Below are 17,774 nucleotides of genomic sequence, written 5' to 3'. Positions count from 1 at the left end.
AAGGTATTTCTGACACTTTCGGCCCCCTTAAAAAAGAAAAGGCAGCCCTCACATAGCCGCCTTTACAAATTACCATACGCAAACATATTTTAGCATGAAACACTCCCCCGCCCTACTTTGCTATCAAAAAGAGCGCACACATTCCAATTGCCTTACACACAAGCGATAATTTTTGAAAGTTTAGGGTGTGGGGGGTAGCATTCGCCAATTATTGAAAAATCAGCGTTTAACATGATAATTCACTACGCTACTTTGCCAGTTTTAGCGTTTTTCGCAATTTTATTGGCCATTCAGATAACACGAAAACGCCGCAGCCATACAATCGACCATCTTATTTACGCAGAGCAAAATAAAAGCCGCCCAAACAGGCGGCCCCACGCTGGAGAGAAGTTAAATATTTTTCCGCACTTTTTCCACACTTGCGGCAAAAAATACGCTTTTCAGTGTTTTTACAGAAACAAAAATGCCTTTATATCAACGTTTTGCGAAGATATAAAGGCTACGAAAAATGAAAAAATGCCCCAAACAGGATTCGAACCTGTACATGGTTACCCATACAACGACCTGAACGTTGCGCGTCTGCCAGTTCCGCCACTGGGGCATCTCTATTTGCTTTATGTTGCTCTCTCAAACAACAATATATAATATACATGATTCACAGTGACTTGGCAAGAGCTTTTCTGAAATTTTCTGATCTTTTTATTCCGGCAGTTTAATCATCGTTCCATAGCCCGTTAAAACTAAAAACTTTGGTGCCACCTGCATATTGGCTACCGACTGTTGAAAGCGTACCCCAACTACACCGTCTGCCTGGTGGGCTTTCGCTTTGCGCTTTAACTCGTTTTCTACCTTACTAAAAAGCTGGTCAAAGCCCTCAAACTCATCAATCGCATCGCTCGGCAACATGAGTTTAGCAGTCGCATTGACCAATCCCAGCATCTTGTGCTTACCCCGAAATTCTTCCGTCGATAAGAACATTCTCTATCCCTCTCTTCACTACTAATCACTGATATCGCAAGAATTATACACCAAAAAATCCGCTCCTGGTCGGGGCGGATCACTTTGGGAAGGAACCATTTTAACTTTGCGCTAAAGCCTTTTCGTTACTCATGTCAATTTTGATTCAATCTTTCCGCAAAGTTATTTAATATGCTCTGGTGCACGCTGGTGACCACATCTTAACATCAATTCCTTTTGTTGCTTTGTGTCACACTTACGCTGCTTCTAACCTACTAAATACTTCAGTTGCCAAGCTTTGAAAGTTTCTTATTTCCTTCCTCACCAATAATATACCATTATTTGTAAGCGATTGCAATGATTTTCTCTAGCTTTTATAACAATAACGAAATCAACGCAATAGCATTGTTTAAGCCATGTAAAAGCATTGAATTTTTAATATCACCGCTAAAAGTATAAACAATGGCCAGCACTGCGCCCAGGTAAGCATAGATCAAAAAACTAATTGGCGTACTGTTAGCATGGCTCGCCCCAAAAATCAGACAGGAGAAAAGCACTTTGGCCCAAACCCAAGAAGGTTTAAAGAATAAATTCATCGCGGATCCCCGAAAAATCAATTCTTCAGCAATTGGAGTTAGAAACACGACTGAGAAAGCCAGTGCAGCCGTTCCCAGCGGATTGTTATGCATTAAATGAGCAATATTAGCATTGTTAGCCGTTTGGGTTTGGTGGTAAATCATTCGGTTCAACGTTGATAAAATATAGGATCCGCTCATAATAGCGACATAGCCGCCGAAAACCCATTTCAAACGCTGGCCAAATCTTTGCGAGCGATGAGGCCGCTGATCCACCCGATGATAAATTCCGGCTGCAAAGACAATAATCAGAAGAAAAGTCACCAGGTACAATCCTAAATAAGTTGCTGCCGCATGGTTAAGATGTTGATAATGCCGCAAAGGGACCAGCACAATAGGCGGTAATTCGATCATGAAGATTAAACTCGCCATTAACAAAATTCGCACAAATAAATTCGGTCGTTTAGGACGTGAATCAGAAATATTCAGATAGATCATTCCTCTCAAAGATGTTTTACGCTGTCACGTTCCACTAGTTTAACAGCCAGCTTCACCTTCTGCCAATCCATAGATGGATTTTTAAGTCGCTTGATTAACATCTTGGTGGCTGTTTCCCCTATCTTGTGTAAAGGCTGTTCAATTGTAGTGAGTTGCGGCATAACATACTCGTCCAGATCGATATTATCGTAACCCATGACGGAAATGTCATCTGGGACGCTGAGCCCCTGTTCATGCAGACCACGCATAAGGCCAATGGCCATTTCATCATTTTCAGCAAACACTGCTGTGGGTTTTTTCGATAAAACATCCGCTGTCGCCTGATAACCACCGGCTTTAGTGAGTTCGGCCGGCACAATCCACTGCTTAGCATCAAAGGTAACACCAGCTTCACCCAAACCATCAACAAAGCCTTTTAAGCGGTTATTAATATTGATGGTGGGTAACTTGGGGTGCAAAACGACAATTTTTTGATGACCTTGACGAGCCAGATAAGCAGCCGCCTGATGACCACCTTGGTAGTCGTCGGTTTCTAACCGATCACCCGCTCGATTTTCATTTTGATCAAATAAAACGTAGGGAGTATGCCACGGTTTCAGCAAATCGTCAACCGTCTTAGCAGTAATTGAAGCACTAGCAATAATAAAACCATCCACCGACCGTTCCATTAGCTGTCGAAGATAAAAACGCTCCAAATCTACCTCGTGGTTGGCACCAAAAACGATGGCAATAAAGCCTTCTTTGCGAGCGGTAATATCAACGCCATGAATAAAAGTGCTGAAAAATGGATTATTGAGGTTGGGTACTAAGACCCCAATTGTCTTGGACGAACGCAAAATCAGATTACGGGCATTAAAGTCAGGAACATACCCCAATTCATCCCGCAAATGAAGGACTTTTTCTTGAGTTGCCTTGCTGAAGCGGTCACCCTTTCCGTTCAGAATTTGGGAAACCGTCGTTACCGAAACCCCTGCCGCACTGGCCAGATCACGGATCGTTATTTTTTTTGCCATGAATAACAACCTTCGTTTCTGTTTGGTCTAGAGTAAACCATTTTACGTAAACATTTTACCCTAGTCTTCATGGTAGCGCAACCATCCTCGCTATTGGTGGAAAACTTCTTTAAAAATTGCTTTTGTCGTCGCCATCTGATAACCACGCACCCGCAAATAATCAACGTTAGCTAAAAACACTTGGTATTCCCATAGCGACGATAAATCATGCTCATTGTAGTAATCCATCGTCAACTGCATCTTATCCACTTTCGTCAAGATCCCTTCAAAATCATCTTGCCCTTTATATTTGTTCGTGCCAATTACAACCGGCAGATGATGCTTAAAAGAGTCTTGCAAAAAGGTCTGCAGCAATGGTTGATTGTGGAAATCATGCTCCCGCAAAAATTTTTGAAGACCCCAGAGATCAAAGTAACCATGATCTTGAGCAACCTTGGCTTTCACCGTTACCGTTGTCAAGTAGTCCGTCTGACTACGCACCTGCCGGATACTAGTCAAGCGCGTGACCAGTAAGCAATTGACCTTTCCGTCCCAATCCAGCACCAGTAGCAAGGCAAACAGTTGATCCATCGCGATGACGAAGCCAACGTCAAAACTGTCAGTACTGTCCAAATTATAAATTTCAATTAAGGTTCCCTGTTGCTCCGCGATAGTCATTTCGCTGCGGATCTCATTCTGGGTCATGTATAACCGCCATCTCCAATCAATCATTAACGATTAATTTTCTCATGAATGACCTAACGATGCAATTTTTTGACATTAATCCAAAAAGAGGCACTTGCCGCTCCTGTCAGGGCCGTAACCAGTACCATCAGCTTATTGCGCCGCTTGGGTCGAGCTTTTTCGCTTTTTACGCGCATTTTGGTAAGGCAGCGTCGCGAATGATTCGCACGCCAGTGATCATCGTGTTTTTCTGACTTAGCAGTTAACTGCTGCTTTAAAGTCTGATCATACTTGCTGAGCGAAAAAGCCTTGATCACTGCTTCCAGCTTTTGATCATAGTGAGTGTCCGTCGCGTAGTTACCATTCAGACTCCTTAAAGCTCGGTGATAATCAGACGATTCGTGACGATGGATTCCCTCATATCTTTTGTCTTCCAAAACATGGGCATAATCGGTTAGTGACTCATTCCAATCCTTGTATTTGCGAAAAGCCGCCGCAATTTGAAAGGGATGACCATCTTTATCTTGTTCACTGGTTGCCATGACAACACTCGGCAGACCTGCACTTGCCTTAACGCCCAACAGATTAAAATAATGGCTAGCCAACTCACTAGTCCCCCAGTTACTCTCCAGAGCAGCTTGAGCTAATAAAATCGAAGGGTAAAGATCATATTTCCGGCAAACTTTCAACGCAACCGGACTTAATTGCTTAAAAAAAGCCTCTTGTTTAGTCGTCGGGCAAGCTAATTCAAAGCGGTCATTATTCCGACCAGCAGGAGGGACCTGTACTGAACGAAAAGCAGGAGCTTGGGCTGGCTGACAATTACTGTTAGAATTACTCTGACTGTTTCTCGCTTGGTCTGCTTGTCCGGTTTTTGCGGCACCATCCCGCCATCCCCGGTCATAACCGGCCCGAACAAAAAGATCCTGAAATTGGTGCTGTAGATGTTGCTGGCCATCCATCAGCCCTTGGCGATAACCGGCTAGGTAGCGATCTCGCTCTGCCGGCGAAAAAGCTGTGGCTTGGGCGGCCGAAGTCATAGTCGCAAAGAAAATCATCAACGATAATATGCATTTTGTAATTTGTTTCATCATTTACCTCCTGAGTCCCTACTAAGAACTACGGTAAATGATGATTAATCAACAGAAAAAGCCTGGCCAAGAATTGATATTCTCCACCAGACTTTCAAAATTGTTATTAAATTGTTGGGTAAGACGAAGTGTCAATCTTAATTGGCTTGTTAGCATCATCGGTCTTGACAACAACAACATCGCAAGGTGCCTGCCGAACAACATAGGCCGTCGTTGAACCGACAATCATCCGGCCAACTACGTTCAACCCACTCGCGCCGACTACGATTAAATCAATCTTCTTGTCCTTGACAAATCCCGTTGTCAACTCCACCTTAGCGTTTCCGATCAAAACCTCGGTATTTACTTTGGTCAATCCTGCTGTTTCAGCCTCTTTTTTGAGTTTAGCTTGGTCCTTAGTCAGTTTCTCAGTAGCCCGGTCATACATTGACCGATCGATAAAACCATACGTGACCGTGCCAGACGATGAATCTTTTGTCCCGTTAACAACACTCAGCAGGGTCAGCGTTGCTTGATTTTGTTTGGCCATTGAAACAGCCTTTTTAAAAGCCATCTCGGACTGTTTGGAACCGTCGATCCCAACTAAAATATTAGTGTATTCACTCATGCCAATTCCCTCCTCGATCTTCATCCTTAGTCTTCACACTTTAATTATACCATGACCCAATACGAGAATCAGGTAACCAATTAACAAGCAAGGCTTATCCATGCCATAATAAAAGATGAGGAGGTAAAAAAATGAAAACTTTAACTGCCAACATCCTAGATGAGGTGATCACGCCCCGTCCTGTGAACTCATATAAGGGAACCTTCGGCAAAGTCACTCTCGTTGGTGGCAATCAGCAGTTTGGTGGTGCTATTATTATGGCTTCTACGGCCGCCGTTTACTCCGGCGCTGGTCTCGTCACCACTTGCACCGATCCGCTCAATGCCGGACCACTTCACAGTAACGTCCCCGAAGCAATGTTTGCCGACTTCCATCACCAACAATCACTGGCTTCTCTGGTCGCAGGTGCTACGATCGTCGTCGTCGGTCCTGGTCTGGGCGAAGATGAGCAGAGCCAAGCCATTTTAAAAACGGTCTTTGCAAACGTTCGCCGACAACAAACACTTGTCATTGATGGCTCAGCAATTACCGTAATGGCTCATTTGCATATTTCTCAGCCTGCGGCCCGGGTTATTTACACCCCTCACCAAATGGAGTGGCAACGACTATCAGGCATTCCGATTGCCGACCAGCAGCCGGCCAAAAACCGGCAAGTGGCTGACCAACTACAAGCAACCGTCGTTTTAAAAAGTCACCGTACCCAAATCTACCTGCCAACTGGGAGCACTTATCAACTGTCAATCGGCACACCTGCCCAAGCAGTTGGTGGCATGGGCGACACCCTTGCGGGGATGGTTGGCGGCTTTACTGCTCAGTTTCACGATAACGTAGACAAAGCCGTCCTAGCCGCTGTTTATGCTCACAGTGCCGTTGCAGAAGCAATCGCACAAAAACAGTATATCGTCTTACCTCATCAAATTAGCCGTGCCCTTCCGGCTTTCATGGCCAAAATTGCCGCAAAACACAACTAGCATTCGCCATTATTTGGATTGTGCGGACAGCCAATGCAGTTGCAAGCCACTTCTTCAGGAGCGTCTTGCAGCTTTTTTTGTAGCAACGCTTGAAGATTATGGATATCAGACTGGCTGAGCTCTACCTGGTCAATGACGTCGGCAAGGGTACGACCAACCCGCTTAGCACAGATATTCTCAAAAAGTTGAATGGCCACTTGGCTCATCGTCGTCTGCTGTTCAACCAAGGGCGTGTAGCGAAAGGCCCGTCCTTCCCGCTTGGTTGCTAAAATGTTCTTCTGCACCAGCCGCCGCAACAATGTTTTCACTGTCGCCGACTGCCAACCAAAGGGTTTGCTCAGTAGCTTTGTCAGTTCGCTGCTAGTCGCGCTGCCCCGAGTCCAAAGCACCCGCATGACTTGCCATTCCGCAGGACTGATATCTAATTCTTCTTTTTTTGCCATCAATCGCTCCTCCTTTTTAATTTTTAGTTTACACATGTAAACTCTAACTGTCAAATTAACCCCCGCCAGATCTATCAGCGGGGGATTTGGCTATTTAATATGCAATCGCCAACGTAAGCTAGCCACCCGTTCTCCAAGAATCCGATCCGCTAACCGGAAGCGCAAGGAAAGATAGAGATAGATTGCCGCTCCGATGACGACCCCGGGGATGAGAATAAAGAAAGCCGTAAAGCGACCGTAAGGACTAACCAGATGTCCCAGTAACAGCATCACAGCTTTAGTAACCACAAACATTAGCAGTGAATAGCCCAGAATTTGGTTGGTCGGCCGGGTCATTTGATGAAATGGCAAATTAAACTCGTCATTAAAACTGTGCAAAATCAGATAGTTGATCACGGTCATAGAAATACCCGTCGCCAGCAACGGTCCAATCCCGCGGAAGAAGTAGATGCACGGGTATTGTATGACAAATTTGACCGCCAAACCGATTGCCAAATTGACCATCATCTTCTTGTTTTCCGAAATCCCCTGCATCATCGCCGCAGCAACGGTGTAAAGACCAAAAGGAATCGACATAAAAGACGCAAATTCCAGAATCGTAATCCCGGCTTGATCATAACGATAAAAAACCGTATAGATCTGAGGAGCGACTGCCGACAAGCCCAGCGCAGCCGGTACCATTACAAAGTAAAACATCATCAAGACGTTGACGATCTGTTTGCGCATCCCCTGTTGATCATTCTGGGCGCGGGCCTCCGCCAATAGCGGGATTACCGTCGCTGCCAAGGCCGAAGCCAGGGAAATCACAATCATGTACAACTTGTTAGCATTGAAGCTGAAAAGAGCGTAAACAACAGACAATTGGTAATTGGTATAATGGCCTACCATCTTCATCATCGGGTTAAAGGTGTACTGATCAACCAGTTGAAAAAGGGTGATCCCGGATTCGATCACAATAAAAGGAATCGACTGGTAAATAATCTTAAGCACAAGTTGCATCGTTGAAACGTCCGCTCCACCGACTGAATTGCGCGCCATCTCGTTCATCGTTCTCAAGTGGTGCAAATAAGCCGTAGTTAACACGACGATCGCTCCAATTGCCCCGATGAAGGCCGCAAAGGTAGACTGCGTCACCGCATGGACCCAGTTGCCGTCACCTAACTTCATGATGAAGTAAGTTGCGCCAAGCATGTAGATAATTCGGAAAAGCTGCTCGACGAACTGGCTGACCGCGGAAGGAGCCATCCAGGCGTAGCCTTGCAAATACCCTCTGGTAATGCTCATGCAGGGAATAATCAAGACGGCCCATGCCAAAGATCGAACGACCGGCACGACATTCACGTCGCCACCGCTTAAAATCCCGGCACCGAGCATCATAACCGTAGCACAAACAATCCCCATTGCTGCCGCGACATACATCCCGGAATGGTAAAGTTTTCGTGAAATATTGGCCTGATCCAAGCCGTTATAATGAGCTACCAACTTGGAGATAGCCGAAGGAATCCCAGCAGTTGCCACGACCAAAAAGAGATTATAAATATTGTAACCTTTGGCGTAAACGGCGTTGGCAATGTTACTGTAACTTCCCAGCCAGGTGACCCAGGGGATAATATAAATTGCACCCAAGATTCGCGATGCGATGCTACCAGCAGTCATCCAGGCCGAACCGGTAATCATTTTCTGGGTCGCATCAGTGGCAGTATTCGTTCCTTCTGCCGACTGTTCTTGTTCTGCCATAAATCGTCCTCGCTCCCGTCTTCAGTAATTAATATGCGTCTAAATCGACTTCAACGTTGATAATTTCCTTCCCTCCGTAGCGGCGTTGTAAGTCAGCCAGGCTGCGGGCTTGGGGCAGAGATTCATAATGGGTAATCATGTCGTTGAGCGTAATTGCCAGTGCTAGTTTGGCGTTCTCTAAGGCATCGTCTTTCGTTTCGCCGCGCGCGCTAGCGTCCAGGACATCAGGAAACGTTAATTGGTATTCGCCATCCTTATGTTCTAATAAGGCGGCATACTTAACCTTTGTCATGATATACCTCCAATTTTTAACGCATTTGGAACTGAAATTATATTATACGCCCGTTTAAGACAAGGCCAAACAATTTTAAGAAAGTTATTAATTTTTAATCAAAAAAAGGATTGGAAAATTAAATCCCAATCCTTTTTAGCCATATTTATTTAGCAACGATATTGACGATCTTATTTGGTACGACGATTACTTTCTTGATCTCTTTGCCAGCGGTAAACTTTTGAACTCGTTCATTAGCCAAAGCTACTTTTTGGGCTTCGTCCTTATCAATATCCTTGGCCATCTCAATCTTAGCCCGCAGCTTTCCGTTGACCTGAACCATCATGTGGACAGTATCTTCAACCAGGGCAGCCGGATCGTATTTTGGCCATGGCTGGAAAGTAATGGTGTCCGATACGCCAAATTTACTCCAAATCTCTTCACACATATGCGGTACGATTGGTGCTAACATCTTGATGAAGCCTTCCATGTACTCAACAGGCAAGTCGTCAACCTTATAAGCTTCGTTAACAAAAACCATCATCTGGCTGATCGCCGTGTTAAAGTGCATCCGTTCAAAATCATCGGTAACTTTCTTGACCGTTTGATTGTAGACCTTCTTCAGTTTACCGTCGTTGAAGTTGGAAACCCGGTCGCGCAAGTGATTGTTGTCATCAATCATCAATCGCCAAACCCGCTGCAGCCACTTGTTAGCACCATGCAGGCCCTTAGGATCCCATGGAACAGACTCCGTCAAAGGTCCCATGAACATTTCATAAAGCCGCAGGGTATCAGCCCCGTACTGGTCGACGATGTCGTCAGGGTTGACCACGTTACCCTTGGATTTGGACATCTTTTCGTGGTTAGCCCCAAGAATCATCCCCTGGTTGACCAACTTCATAAATGGTTCCGGCGTTGGAACCAGCCCCAGGTCGTAAAGGAATTTATGCCAGAAACGAGCATACAGCAGGTGCAGGACGGCGTGTTCCGCCCCGCCGACATAAAGGTCAACCGGTGACCAGTAATCTAAGGCTTTCTTGGAAGCAAATTCTTGGTCATTATGTGGATCACAGTAACGAAGCCAGTACCAGGAAGAACCAGCCCATTGTGGCATCGTGTTGGTTTCCCGCAGACCATGGCGACCGTTTTTGTCGTAGACATTAACCCAGTCCTTAACGTTGGCCAGTGGGCTTTCTCCCGTGCCTGATGGCTGGATGTCGTCCGTTTCCGGTAATTTAACTGGCAGCTGGTCTTCTGGAACCAGCGAGGTTGTTCCGTCATCCCAGTGGATCACCGGAATTGGTTCACCCCAGTAACGCTGCCGACTGAAAATCCAGTCCCGCAGCTTGTAATTCACTTTCTTGTGCCCACAGTGATGTTCTTCGAGCCAATCAATCATCTTGGCAATCGCTTGTTTTTTATCAAGGCCGTTTAAGAAGCCCGAGTTAATGTGCTTGCCATCTTCGGTAAATGGCGCCTTTTCAACGTTGCCGCCTTCAATCACGGGAACGATCGGTAAATCAAACTTCTTGGCGAAGGCCCAGTCCCGCTCATCATGAGCCGGAACGGCCATGATCGCACCCGTGCCATAGCTTGCTAAGACGTAGTCGGAAATCCAAATCGGCAGTTTAGCACCGTTAACCGGGTTGATCCCGTAAGCACCGGTGAAGACCCCAGTCTTGTCTTTACTACCATCGGTCCGTTCCCGTTCTGAGCGACGAGCAGCTTGTTCCTTATATTCGGCAACAGCAGCCTTTTGTTCATCAGTAGTGATCTCATCAACTAAGTCATGTTCTGGTGCTAAGACCATGTATTGAGCCCCAAAGAGAGTATCCGGCCGGGTAGTGTACACTTCGACCTGCTTGTCGTCATGACCTTCGACATTGAAGAAGACGCTGGCACCTTCAGAACGGCCAATCCAGTTGCGTTGCATTTCCTTGACGCTTTCTGGCCAGTCAACCAGGTCGAGATCCTTAATCAAACGATCAGCATAAGCGGTAATCTTTAATACCCACTGCTTCATCGGCTTGCGGTAAACCGGGTAACCGCCCCGTTTTGTCTTACCATCTTCGACTTCTTCGTTGGCCACAACCGTACCACCCATGAAGTCAGGCGCCCAGTTTACTTCGATTTCGTCTTCATAGGCCAGACCACGCTTATAAAGCTGTTCAAAAATCCACTGAGTCCACTTGTAATAATGCGGATCAGAAGTTTTAACTTCCCGATCCCAGTCGTAGGAAAAACCAAGTGACTGGATTTGTTTCCGGAAGTGCTCGATGTTCTTATCTGTAAATCCGTTAGGGTTGTGCCCCGTCTTCAAAGCGTATTGTTCTGCTGGCAGGCCAAAGGCATCAAAGCCCATCGGGTGCAAAACGTTGAAGCCCTGCATCCGTTTCATCCGCGCCATCACATCAGTTGCAGTGTAGCCTTCCGGATGGCCGACGTGCAAACCCTGTCCAGACGGGTACGGGAACATGTCCAGTGCGTAATACTTCTTCTGATCATCGTTAATCTTAGCCTTAAAAGTCTTATTCTTTTTCCAGTAGCGTTGCCACTTTTGTTCAATTACTTTGTGATCGTATGCCATATTTTTTCTCCTTTGTTGTCAAGACTGCCCTAAACAAAAACGCCCCGTTGAATTATCAACGAGACGAAATTTTCCGCGGTACCACCCGATTTTCCCTCTTTAGCAAGGGACTCTTTGCGGGTTTAACGCACCCAGCGTCAGAACTTACTAACAGTCGTTCAGTTCTGGTAAAGCCAAGCCAGTTCATCGGGGGCTACTCCACATTCTCACCACCATGTAGTCGCTTAACAGTAGTTGCCCCAACTAATAACTCTTGACTGTGATTTTTAATTATTCTAGCAATCACCGTCCAGTTTTGCAAGAATTTTCGAACGAACGATGAAGATTGTCAAGCAAAGTTTAGCCCAGAATCTTCTTCAGTGCATCCACCTTGTCCAGCTGTTCCCACGGTAGGTTAAGATCATCACGACCAAAATGACCATAAGCAGCCGTTTGTTCGTAGATTGGCCGCTTCAGATCCAGCATCTTGATAATGCCAGCCGGCCGCAAGTCAAAGACCTGACGAATAGCGCTGATCAATTCCGCATCGCTGCGCGTCCCGGTCCCGTAAGTGTTGACTTGAATGGAAACTGGGTGCGCAACCCCAATCGCGTAAGCAACCTGGATTTCCAATTTCTTGGCATAGCCAGCTGCAACCACATTTTTGGCAATGTAGCGGGCAGCATAGCTAGCTGACCGATCCACCTTGGTAGCATCCTTGCCAGAGAAAGCACCGCCACCATGATGGGCAGCGCCACCATAAGTATCAACAATAATCTTCCGACCAGTCAAACCAGCATCAGCACTCGGCCCCCCGAGGACAAAGCGGCCTGTCGGATTGATGAAGTAACGGGTTTGATCATCCAGGAGATCGGCCGGGATCACTTGCTTGATAATCTGTTCCTTGACGTCCTTATGAATTTGTTCCTGGCTGACGTCTGGATCATGCTGAGTTGACAGCACAACGGTGTCAATCCGCTTTGGCTGATCATTGTTGTCGTATTCAACCGTCACCTCTGCCTTGGCATCAGGACGCAGGTACGGAATCTGGCCGCTCTTACGCAGTTCAGCCTGCTTTTGCATCAAATGGTGGGAAAGCATCAGGGCCAGTGGCATGTATTCCGGTGTTTCATCAGTTGCGTAACCGAACATCAAACCCTGGTCGCCGGCACCAATCTTGTCCAGTTCGTCCTTTTTGCCTTCGTCACGTTGTTCCAGGGCATCATCAACCCCCTGAGCAATGTCAGGTGATTGTTGGTCGATCGCCGTCAAAACCCCGCAAGTGTTGCCATCAAAGCCGTAGTCGGAGTTATCATAACCGATCCGCTTAATTGTCTTGCGCACAATTCCTTGGATATCGACATAAGCCTTTGTCGAAACTTCACCGAAGACTAAAACGAGCCCCGTTGTCACGGAAGTTTCGATTGCACAGTGTGAATCCGGATCCTGCTTTAACATTGCATCCAGCAATGCATCGGCAATTTGATCAGCCACTTTGTCCGGGTGACCTTCGGAAACAGACTCAGAAGTAAATAAATGTCTTTCTTTCATAGTTGGTAATTCCCCCTGCTAAAATTGCTAGTCACTGGTTACAAGGCATCTTCGCAACGACGTACGAATCCTATCGGGAATTTGCTTTATAACGCAAAAATACTATCACATTTTTCTTAGCGAAAGCAAGCAAATACTGTTGACGGAAACTGCTATAATAATAGTTTAAATACCATTTAATTAAGATGTAATCAGTGGGGGTAATCTTTTGCCACAATTTCTTCGTCAATTTCAGAAGATTAACTGGAAATTTTTAATTCCAAATATCGTCGTTCAAATGATTTGTTGGTCATACGTTGCTGTGAGTTACGCCGTCAGCGTTAAAATGACCGTTTTCCAAGGCGATCTCTCCTTATTCTTTATTTACCAGTTTTTTGTTGGCCTTACGATTACTTTAATGAATGAAAAAGCAGGTTCCGCACCGATTCTCATCTCATTGATTATCTCAGCAATCTTAGCTTTGGATGGCCTCTGGCATGGCAATCTTATCGTAGCCGCCCTCTCATTATTAATGCCCTTGTGCCAACTAATTATCTTTTGGCGAATTCTTGAACATCCAGTCGAAAGTCAGTGGCTGTGCTTTTGTTGCATCTATAGTCTAACTATCCCCATCGTAATGATTCGTTTGATCAGTGGTTTCGTGAGCTTGACAAGTGTCATCAGTCTCCTTCCGCTGCTAATGACCGTAGCCTTTTTCCAGTCACCAATCTGGACAAAGCACGCCCCTTACCAGCTCTTAGACAGCACGATTGCTGGCATTTTAGCGATTATTTGTCTGTTAGCGATGCGCCCGTTTGGCCTACCAATATTCATTGGCATTCTTATCATTGGCGCTTCTTGGTGGTTGCTGATGTCACGCCATCCCCTTGTTCATTCTCCAGCTGCCATCAATTTCACCCAAATGATTGTCATAATTCTTGCCTACTGGCATTAAGGTAGTCAAATGTTAATGATTATTGCATATCACTAAAATGGAAAATATTTTTAATTTATGCTATAATGTAAGCGCTTTAGAAAGGAGGGTCAACATGAACAATCATTACTTAGCCTTCGACGTCGGTGGAACCACAATCAAATATGCACTGATGGACAGTGACCTCAATTTCTTAGAAAGAGGCAAACGACTAACCAATCATAACCATGACCATGCTATTATCAATAATCTCAAGAGCATTTCGGCTGATATGCAAGCAAAGTATGATCTGACCGGAATCGGCGTTAGTACGGCTGGCCGTGTTGGCCCACACGGAGAAATTATTTTTTCAGGGCCTACGATCCAGCACTATCAAGGGACCGCCATCAAAGCAATCCTGGAAGAAGAAACCAAGCTGCCCGTCAATGTCCTCAACGACGTCGATGCTGCGTTGCGCGGTGAAATTTTCTGCGGTGCTGGTCAACTATACCGTTCCATCTATTGCATCGCCCTTGGGACAGGGATCGGCGGTGCCTTTTACCTGGATCATCACCTTGTAGAGGGAGCCCACAATCTCGGCAATTCCGTTGGCTACCTCGATTACAACCCAGCAGACCAGTCAACTTTTGAAAGCCATCACTCCACCCTCACCTTTGAGCGGCAGCTCGCCCCTGAAGGAATATCCGTACCTGAAGCATTCACCATGGCCCGCCAAGGCGACCAGCACTATCTCCACTTAATTGATCAATGGTGCGACGCCATTGGTCAAAAAATGGCACAGATTTGCTTAATCCTCGATCCCGAGGCCTTTCTTATCGGCGGTGCCGTCAGCCAGCAAGGAACTTTCTTCATCAACCGGTTACGGAGTGCCACAAAGAAGTATCTGCCAGCGGGAATGTTTCATGTTCAGATCAAAGCCGCAATGCTGCAAGACCGGGCTCAATTGTTTGGAGCAGTTGCCGATTTTTTCGATGAAGCAAAAAAGGTTCAGGATTCGCTTTAAAAAGCGGGTTCTGAACCTTTTTATTTCTGCAAATGTTTGACATCGATCATCCCCACGGCAGCCATTAAACTCATCGCTGTTGCGGGGCCAACCCGGCGAAAGCCGTCTGCCTTCATCTGTTGGGCCACATTTGTCGACACACGAGTCTTGAGCGGTAACGGCTCGTCGAGTGGGACTGGTGATGGCAATACCTGGTGACCGACTAATGCCCACAGGTAATCATCCAGGGACTGGCCAGCACTGTTGATTTTCGTTACCAACCGCGCATTTTGGACAATTGCTATTATCTTATCACGATTGCGGATGATCGTCGGGCTAGCCAGCAGGTCAGTGATTCCCTGCTCGGTCAGAAGCGCAAGCCGTTGACAATCAAATTGATCAAAAGCAGCTTCTAAGGCCCGTCGCCGTTGCCAAACCAGCGCCCAATTGAGTCCAGCCTCGAAAATCTCTAGTGAGAGCATCTCAAACAGCTGTCGATCATCATGCACTGGAACACCCCAGTATTGATCATAATAATCCTGCATCGATTGACTTTTCTGGGCCCATTTTGGCCGTATCGTGGTTTGCATCATACAGTTCCTCCTAAATCAAGTCGTTCACTATCAACATACGCATTTTAGGAGGCAACACCGGCAAATTTAAGCCGCCTTCTTTTCGTTCTTAATCATTAGGGCAAGAACGAAACCAACTAATTCAACCACAACCATCATCATAAAGACAAAGCGATAGCCACGAAGAGAGGCATCAATGGAATGCATCCCCCGCTCCAAGCCAGCAGCCGTCACAGTCGTCAAAACAATCGTTGCAATCGCTACGCCAATTGAGCCGAAGATTTGCCGGACGGTCGTGATTACCGCCGTCCCGTGCGGAACTAATTCGTCAGGTAGCGAATTGGCACCCAACGTAACTGCCGGCATCATCACGAAAGCATTGCCACCTTCAATGATCATTGCCGAAAAGATCATCCAACCCAACTGGCGTTGGTTGACCATTACTAGAGTGATCACCCAACCCGCGATAATCATCCCCATGCCGACCAGCATCGTCGGCTTGAAACCGATTTTATCGGCCAAGGACCCGGTTAAAGGGTTCAAAATACTCAGCAACACCGCTCCCGGAACCAGTGACATCCCCGAAGCAAATGGTGACAGCTTCAGAACGCCTTGATAATAAAGCGGGAAAATAATGGTGGTTACAATCAAGGCAATGTATGAAATCGCGGTCAGAAAGATCGCCAAATCATAGTTAAAAGTCTTCAGGACCCGCAAATCGAGCAGTGGTTGGGATTGGTGCAGCTGCCGGTAGCAAAACCAAACTAAGGCGAGCAGACTGATGATCAGTAAGGGTAGATTCACAGCCCAGTTGATCTTAGTCTTGCCAACCTGATTGATGACGTACATCACCCCGATCAGGCCAAGTGACAAAATCACCGACAGCCAGTCAAGACCGCTCTGGTGACGTTCCATGACGTCTCGAATCAAGCCAGACCAAGCCATCAGAACGATCACGGTAATCACTACCATGAAGAAGATAAAGAGACTCTTCCAGCTAAAGAACTTCAGCACGATTCCCGAAATAATTGGACCGACTGCCAAGGCAGAACCCATAACTAAACCGGCAATCCCCATCGTCAGTCCCCGCTGCTTTTCAGGAGTAATTTCCAGCAAAACCGATTGATAGGACGGAAAAAGAACCCCGACCGCAAAAGCTTCCAGAACCCGACCGATCATCATGAAGGCAAAACCCCGGCTGCCCCAGCCACTAGGCGTTAGCGTAATCATCAGGGTACCTAGATCAAAGAGCAGCAACGCTCCCATGTAGAGATTCTTAAAGTTAATATTATTCAGTAGCCAAGGACTGATCGGCATACTGACACACATCACTAACATAAAACCGGTTGTTAACCATTGGACCGTTGATGCCTGAATACCAAAGGCACGCATCAAAGTTGGGTAGGCCGTTGATAATGATGACTGACTAATTGACATTGTGAAGGTGCCAACTAGTAAAGTCAAAATAAACCAAAAGCGACTATATGATTTCCCATTTTGGTCAATGCTCTTTTCCATTAGTACTCTCTCCCTTATTTAGAATCATTATTAAGTCCTCCTGTTATTATAATCACTTTCCGATTGCTAGATCAACTCTTATTCATTGAAAAGGCTTCAAATAATGCTATAATTATACTAGTTTATAATTGTTTTAACGAAAGGAGAACAACCATGGCTGCCTCGGAATATGATCGAGCATTGCAACGGCTTCGTCATAATCACGTGCGCTTGACACCCCAACGCAAAACCATTCTGCGGTATCTAATCAGTCATCATACCCACCCAACCGTTGAAATGACCTATAATGACCTGAAAGATCAAGTTGACAATATCTCATTGGCCACAATTTATAATACTTTAAAGGTATTGGTCGATTACCACATTGTCATCGAGTTAAAGACGGGAGATGGCAGTTCGCATTACGATTACTTTGGTCACCCCCACTACCACGTCGTTTGTGACAACTGTGGCAAGATTACTGATGTCTTTGACAAGAAATTTAGTGATTTCAGTCAACAATTGGAGCAGATCACTCGCGACCAGACTGGTTATCTCGTCACCGAAAGCAATGTTGAAGTGCATGGCATCTGTCCTGATTGCCAATATAAATTGGGACTCAAAAAATAATAGCCAGTACCAAATAAAAGGAACGTGTTAGAAGTTAGCAACAACTTCTAACACGTTCCTTTTGGGTCTCTGTCAATTGGTGTTGGTGGAGACGTATAATCATCCTCAAAATTTGAGGGTGATTTTTTTTAAAGCAAACAATCAATACGCTTGAAAAAGTTCCTAAATTTCAAGAATAAGTTAGCCACTGGACTCAAATAAATAATACTGACCAATTGATTATTGGTTGATGGAGCT

At 45.9% G+C, this 17,774-nt stretch carries 17 protein-coding genes, 1 tRNA gene, 1 riboswitch and 1 other annotated feature; of the genes, 4 read left to right on the top strand and 14 right to left on the bottom strand.

What is annotated here, in order from left to right; translation table 11 throughout:
* Nucleotides 1–517: 517 nt before the first annotated feature.
* From QOR82_RS04935 to QOR82_RS04905, 7 genes are all read right to left on the bottom strand, one after another.
* Nucleotides 518–601: transfer RNA gene (locus QOR82_RS04935), tRNA-Leu, on the bottom strand.
* A gap of 98 nt (nucleotides 602–699) precedes the next feature.
* Nucleotides 700–978 (bottom strand): hypothetical protein, encoded by a 279-nt coding sequence (locus QOR82_RS04930; RefSeq protein ID WP_283583663.1) that lies wholly within the window; start codon nucleotides 976–978, stop codon nucleotides 700–702.
* 353 nt (nucleotides 979–1,331) lie between these two features.
* Nucleotides 1,332–1,946 (bottom strand): CPBP family intramembrane glutamic endopeptidase, encoded by a 615-nt coding sequence (locus QOR82_RS04925; protein ID WP_283583662.1) that lies wholly within the window; start codon nucleotides 1,944–1,946, stop codon nucleotides 1,332–1,334.
* A gap of 89 nt (nucleotides 1,947–2,035) precedes the next feature.
* Nucleotides 2,036–3,043: a ribose utilization transcriptional repressor RbsR gene (gene rbsR, locus QOR82_RS04920; RefSeq protein ID WP_283583661.1), complete on the bottom strand. Its 1,008-nt coding sequence runs from the start codon at nucleotides 3,041–3,043 to the stop codon at nucleotides 2,036–2,038.
* Between the two features lie 90 nt (nucleotides 3,044–3,133).
* Nucleotides 3,134–3,727: a hypothetical protein gene (locus QOR82_RS04915; protein WP_283583660.1), complete on the bottom strand. Its 594-nt coding sequence runs from the start codon at nucleotides 3,725–3,727 to the stop codon at nucleotides 3,134–3,136.
* Nucleotides 3,728–3,780: 53 nt separating this feature from the next.
* Complete coding sequence (locus QOR82_RS04910) at nucleotides 3,781–4,797, bottom strand: glycoside hydrolase family 73 protein (RefSeq protein ID WP_283583659.1); 1,017 nt, start codon at nucleotides 4,795–4,797, stop codon at nucleotides 3,781–3,783.
* A 106-nt stretch (nucleotides 4,798–4,903) separates the two neighbouring features.
* Nucleotides 4,904–5,404, bottom strand: coding sequence for a universal stress protein (locus QOR82_RS04905; protein ID WP_283583658.1), 501 nt, complete (start codon nucleotides 5,402–5,404; stop codon nucleotides 4,904–4,906).
* Between the two features lie 131 nt (nucleotides 5,405–5,535).
* On the opposite strand from QOR82_RS04905, the gene QOR82_RS04900 reads away from it, so the two are divergent.
* Nucleotides 5,536–6,375, top strand: coding sequence for an NAD(P)H-hydrate dehydratase (locus QOR82_RS04900; RefSeq protein WP_283583657.1), 840 nt, complete (start codon nucleotides 5,536–5,538; stop codon nucleotides 6,373–6,375).
* On the opposite strand, the gene QOR82_RS04895 is transcribed toward QOR82_RS04900, so the two are convergent.
* The 5 genes from QOR82_RS04895 to metK all read right to left on the bottom strand — a co-directional run bounded on the left by QOR82_RS04895 (nucleotide 6,372) and on the right by metK (nucleotide 12,943).
* Nucleotides 6,372–6,818 carry a CopY/TcrY family copper transport repressor gene (locus QOR82_RS04895; RefSeq protein WP_283583656.1) on the bottom strand — a complete coding sequence of 149 codons (447 nt, stop codon included), beginning with the start codon at nucleotides 6,816–6,818 and terminating at the stop codon, nucleotides 6,372–6,374. The genes QOR82_RS04900 and QOR82_RS04895 overlap by 4 nt on opposite strands.
* 90 nt (nucleotides 6,819–6,908) lie before the next feature.
* The gene (locus QOR82_RS04890; RefSeq protein ID WP_283583655.1) at nucleotides 6,909–8,555 is read right to left on the bottom strand and encodes a putative polysaccharide biosynthesis protein; all 1,647 of its coding nucleotides are present in this window, start codon (nucleotides 8,553–8,555) and stop codon (nucleotides 6,909–6,911) included.
* A 28-nt stretch (nucleotides 8,556–8,583) separates the two neighbouring features.
* A complete protein-coding gene (locus QOR82_RS04885; RefSeq protein ID WP_283583654.1) occupies nucleotides 8,584–8,847 on the bottom strand; it encodes a type II toxin-antitoxin system HicB family antitoxin in 264 nt (87 codons plus the stop codon).
* A gap of 145 nt (nucleotides 8,848–8,992) precedes the next feature.
* On the bottom strand, nucleotides 8,993–11,413 hold the full coding sequence (leuS, locus tag QOR82_RS04880; protein ID WP_283583653.1) for a leucine--tRNA ligase: 2,421 nt from the start codon (nucleotides 11,411–11,413) through the stop codon (nucleotides 8,993–8,995).
* A gap of 56 nt (nucleotides 11,414–11,469) precedes the next feature.
* Nucleotides 11,470–11,677: a binding site (T-box leader), on the bottom strand.
* 75 nt (nucleotides 11,678–11,752) lie between these two features.
* A complete protein-coding gene (gene metK, locus QOR82_RS04875; protein WP_283583652.1) occupies nucleotides 11,753–12,943 on the bottom strand; it encodes a methionine adenosyltransferase in 1,191 nt (396 codons plus the stop codon).
* Nucleotides 12,941–13,040: riboswitch (SMK box riboswitch) on the bottom strand. (Overlaps the previous gene by 3 nt.)
* Before the next feature lie 111 nt (nucleotides 13,041–13,151).
* Here metK and QOR82_RS04870 point away from each other — a divergent pair.
* Both QOR82_RS04870 and QOR82_RS04865 read left to right on the top strand, forming a co-directional pair.
* A complete protein-coding gene (locus QOR82_RS04870) occupies nucleotides 13,152–13,877 on the top strand; it encodes a hypothetical protein (RefSeq protein WP_283583651.1) in 726 nt (241 codons plus the stop codon).
* 94 nt (nucleotides 13,878–13,971) lie between these two features.
* Nucleotides 13,972–14,859 carry an ROK family protein gene (locus QOR82_RS04865; RefSeq protein WP_283583650.1) on the top strand — a complete coding sequence of 296 codons (888 nt, stop codon included), beginning with the start codon at nucleotides 13,972–13,974 and terminating at the stop codon, nucleotides 14,857–14,859.
* Nucleotides 14,860–14,879: 20 nt separating this feature from the next.
* On the opposite strand, the gene QOR82_RS04860 is transcribed toward QOR82_RS04865, so the two are convergent.
* Together QOR82_RS04860 and QOR82_RS04855 are read right to left on the bottom strand one after the other, a co-directional pair.
* Entirely contained in the window at nucleotides 14,880–15,431 is a 552-nt protein-coding gene (locus QOR82_RS04860) for a DNA-3-methyladenine glycosylase I (RefSeq protein WP_283583649.1), read from the bottom strand.
* Nucleotides 15,432–15,497: 66 nt separating this feature from the next.
* Entirely contained in the window at nucleotides 15,498–16,928 is a 1,431-nt protein-coding gene (locus tag QOR82_RS04855) for an MFS transporter (protein ID WP_283583648.1), read from the bottom strand.
* Nucleotides 16,929–17,081: 153 nt separating this feature from the next.
* On the opposite strand from QOR82_RS04855, the gene QOR82_RS04850 reads away from it, so the two are divergent.
* Nucleotides 17,082–17,537, top strand: a complete 456-nt coding sequence (locus QOR82_RS04850) for a Fur family transcriptional regulator (RefSeq protein ID WP_283583647.1) — start codon at nucleotides 17,082–17,084, stop codon at nucleotides 17,535–17,537.
* Nucleotides 17,538–17,774 lie beyond the last annotated feature (237 nt).

It is taken from the genome of Limosilactobacillus difficilis (assembly GCF_947387495.1).
Lineage (GTDB): Bacteria > Bacillota > Bacilli > Lactobacillales > Lactobacillaceae > Limosilactobacillus > Limosilactobacillus difficilis.
Note: the sequence above shows the minus strand (reverse complement) of the source record. Positions and strands in the feature narration are given on the sequence as shown.

Excerpts from the sequence above, each read along its gene's own strand:
- rbsR (WP_283583661.1), bottom strand. The coding sequence starts at position 3,043 with ATGGCAAAAAAAATAACGATCCGTGATCTGGCCAGTGCGGCAGGGGTT.
- QOR82_RS04885 (WP_283583654.1), bottom strand. The coding sequence starts at position 8,847 with ATGACAAAGGTTAAGTATGCCGCCTTATTAGAACATAAGGATGGCGAA.
- QOR82_RS04900 (WP_283583657.1), top strand. The coding sequence starts at position 5,536 with ATGAAAACTTTAACTGCCAACATCCTAGATGAGGTGATCACGCCCCGT.
- QOR82_RS04895 (WP_283583656.1), bottom strand. The coding sequence starts at position 6,818 with ATGGCAAAAAAAGAAGAATTAGATATCAGTCCTGCGGAATGGCAAGTC.
- QOR82_RS04925 (WP_283583662.1), bottom strand. The coding sequence starts at position 1,946 with ATGATCGAATTACCGCCTATTGTGCTGGTCCCTTTGCGGCATTATCAA.
- QOR82_RS04865 (WP_283583650.1), top strand. The coding sequence starts at position 13,972 with ATGAACAATCATTACTTAGCCTTCGACGTCGGTGGAACCACAATCAAA.
- QOR82_RS04905 (WP_283583658.1), bottom strand. The coding sequence starts at position 5,404 with ATGAGTGAATACACTAATATTTTAGTTGGGATCGACGGTTCCAAACAG.
- QOR82_RS04910 (WP_283583659.1), bottom strand. The coding sequence starts at position 4,797 with ATGAAACAAATTACAAAATGCATATTATCGTTGATGATTTTCTTTGCG.
- QOR82_RS04850 (WP_283583647.1), top strand. The coding sequence starts at position 17,082 with ATGGCTGCCTCGGAATATGATCGAGCATTGCAACGGCTTCGTCATAAT.
- metK (WP_283583652.1), bottom strand. The coding sequence starts at position 12,943 with ATGAAAGAAAGACATTTATTTACTTCTGAGTCTGTTTCCGAAGGTCAC.
- QOR82_RS04890 (WP_283583655.1), bottom strand. The coding sequence starts at position 8,555 with ATGGCAGAACAAGAACAGTCGGCAGAAGGAACGAATACTGCCACTGAT.
- QOR82_RS04930 (WP_283583663.1), bottom strand. The coding sequence starts at position 978 with ATGTTCTTATCGACGGAAGAATTTCGGGGTAAGCACAAGATGCTGGGA.
- QOR82_RS04915 (WP_283583660.1), bottom strand. The coding sequence starts at position 3,727 with ATGACCCAGAATGAGATCCGCAGCGAAATGACTATCGCGGAGCAACAG.
- QOR82_RS04855 (WP_283583648.1), bottom strand. The coding sequence starts at position 16,928 with ATGGAAAAGAGCATTGACCAAAATGGGAAATCATATAGTCGCTTTTGG.
- leuS (WP_283583653.1), bottom strand. The coding sequence starts at position 11,413 with ATGGCATACGATCACAAAGTAATTGAACAAAAGTGGCAACGCTACTGG.
- QOR82_RS04860 (WP_283583649.1), bottom strand. The coding sequence starts at position 15,431 with ATGATGCAAACCACGATACGGCCAAAATGGGCCCAGAAAAGTCAATCG.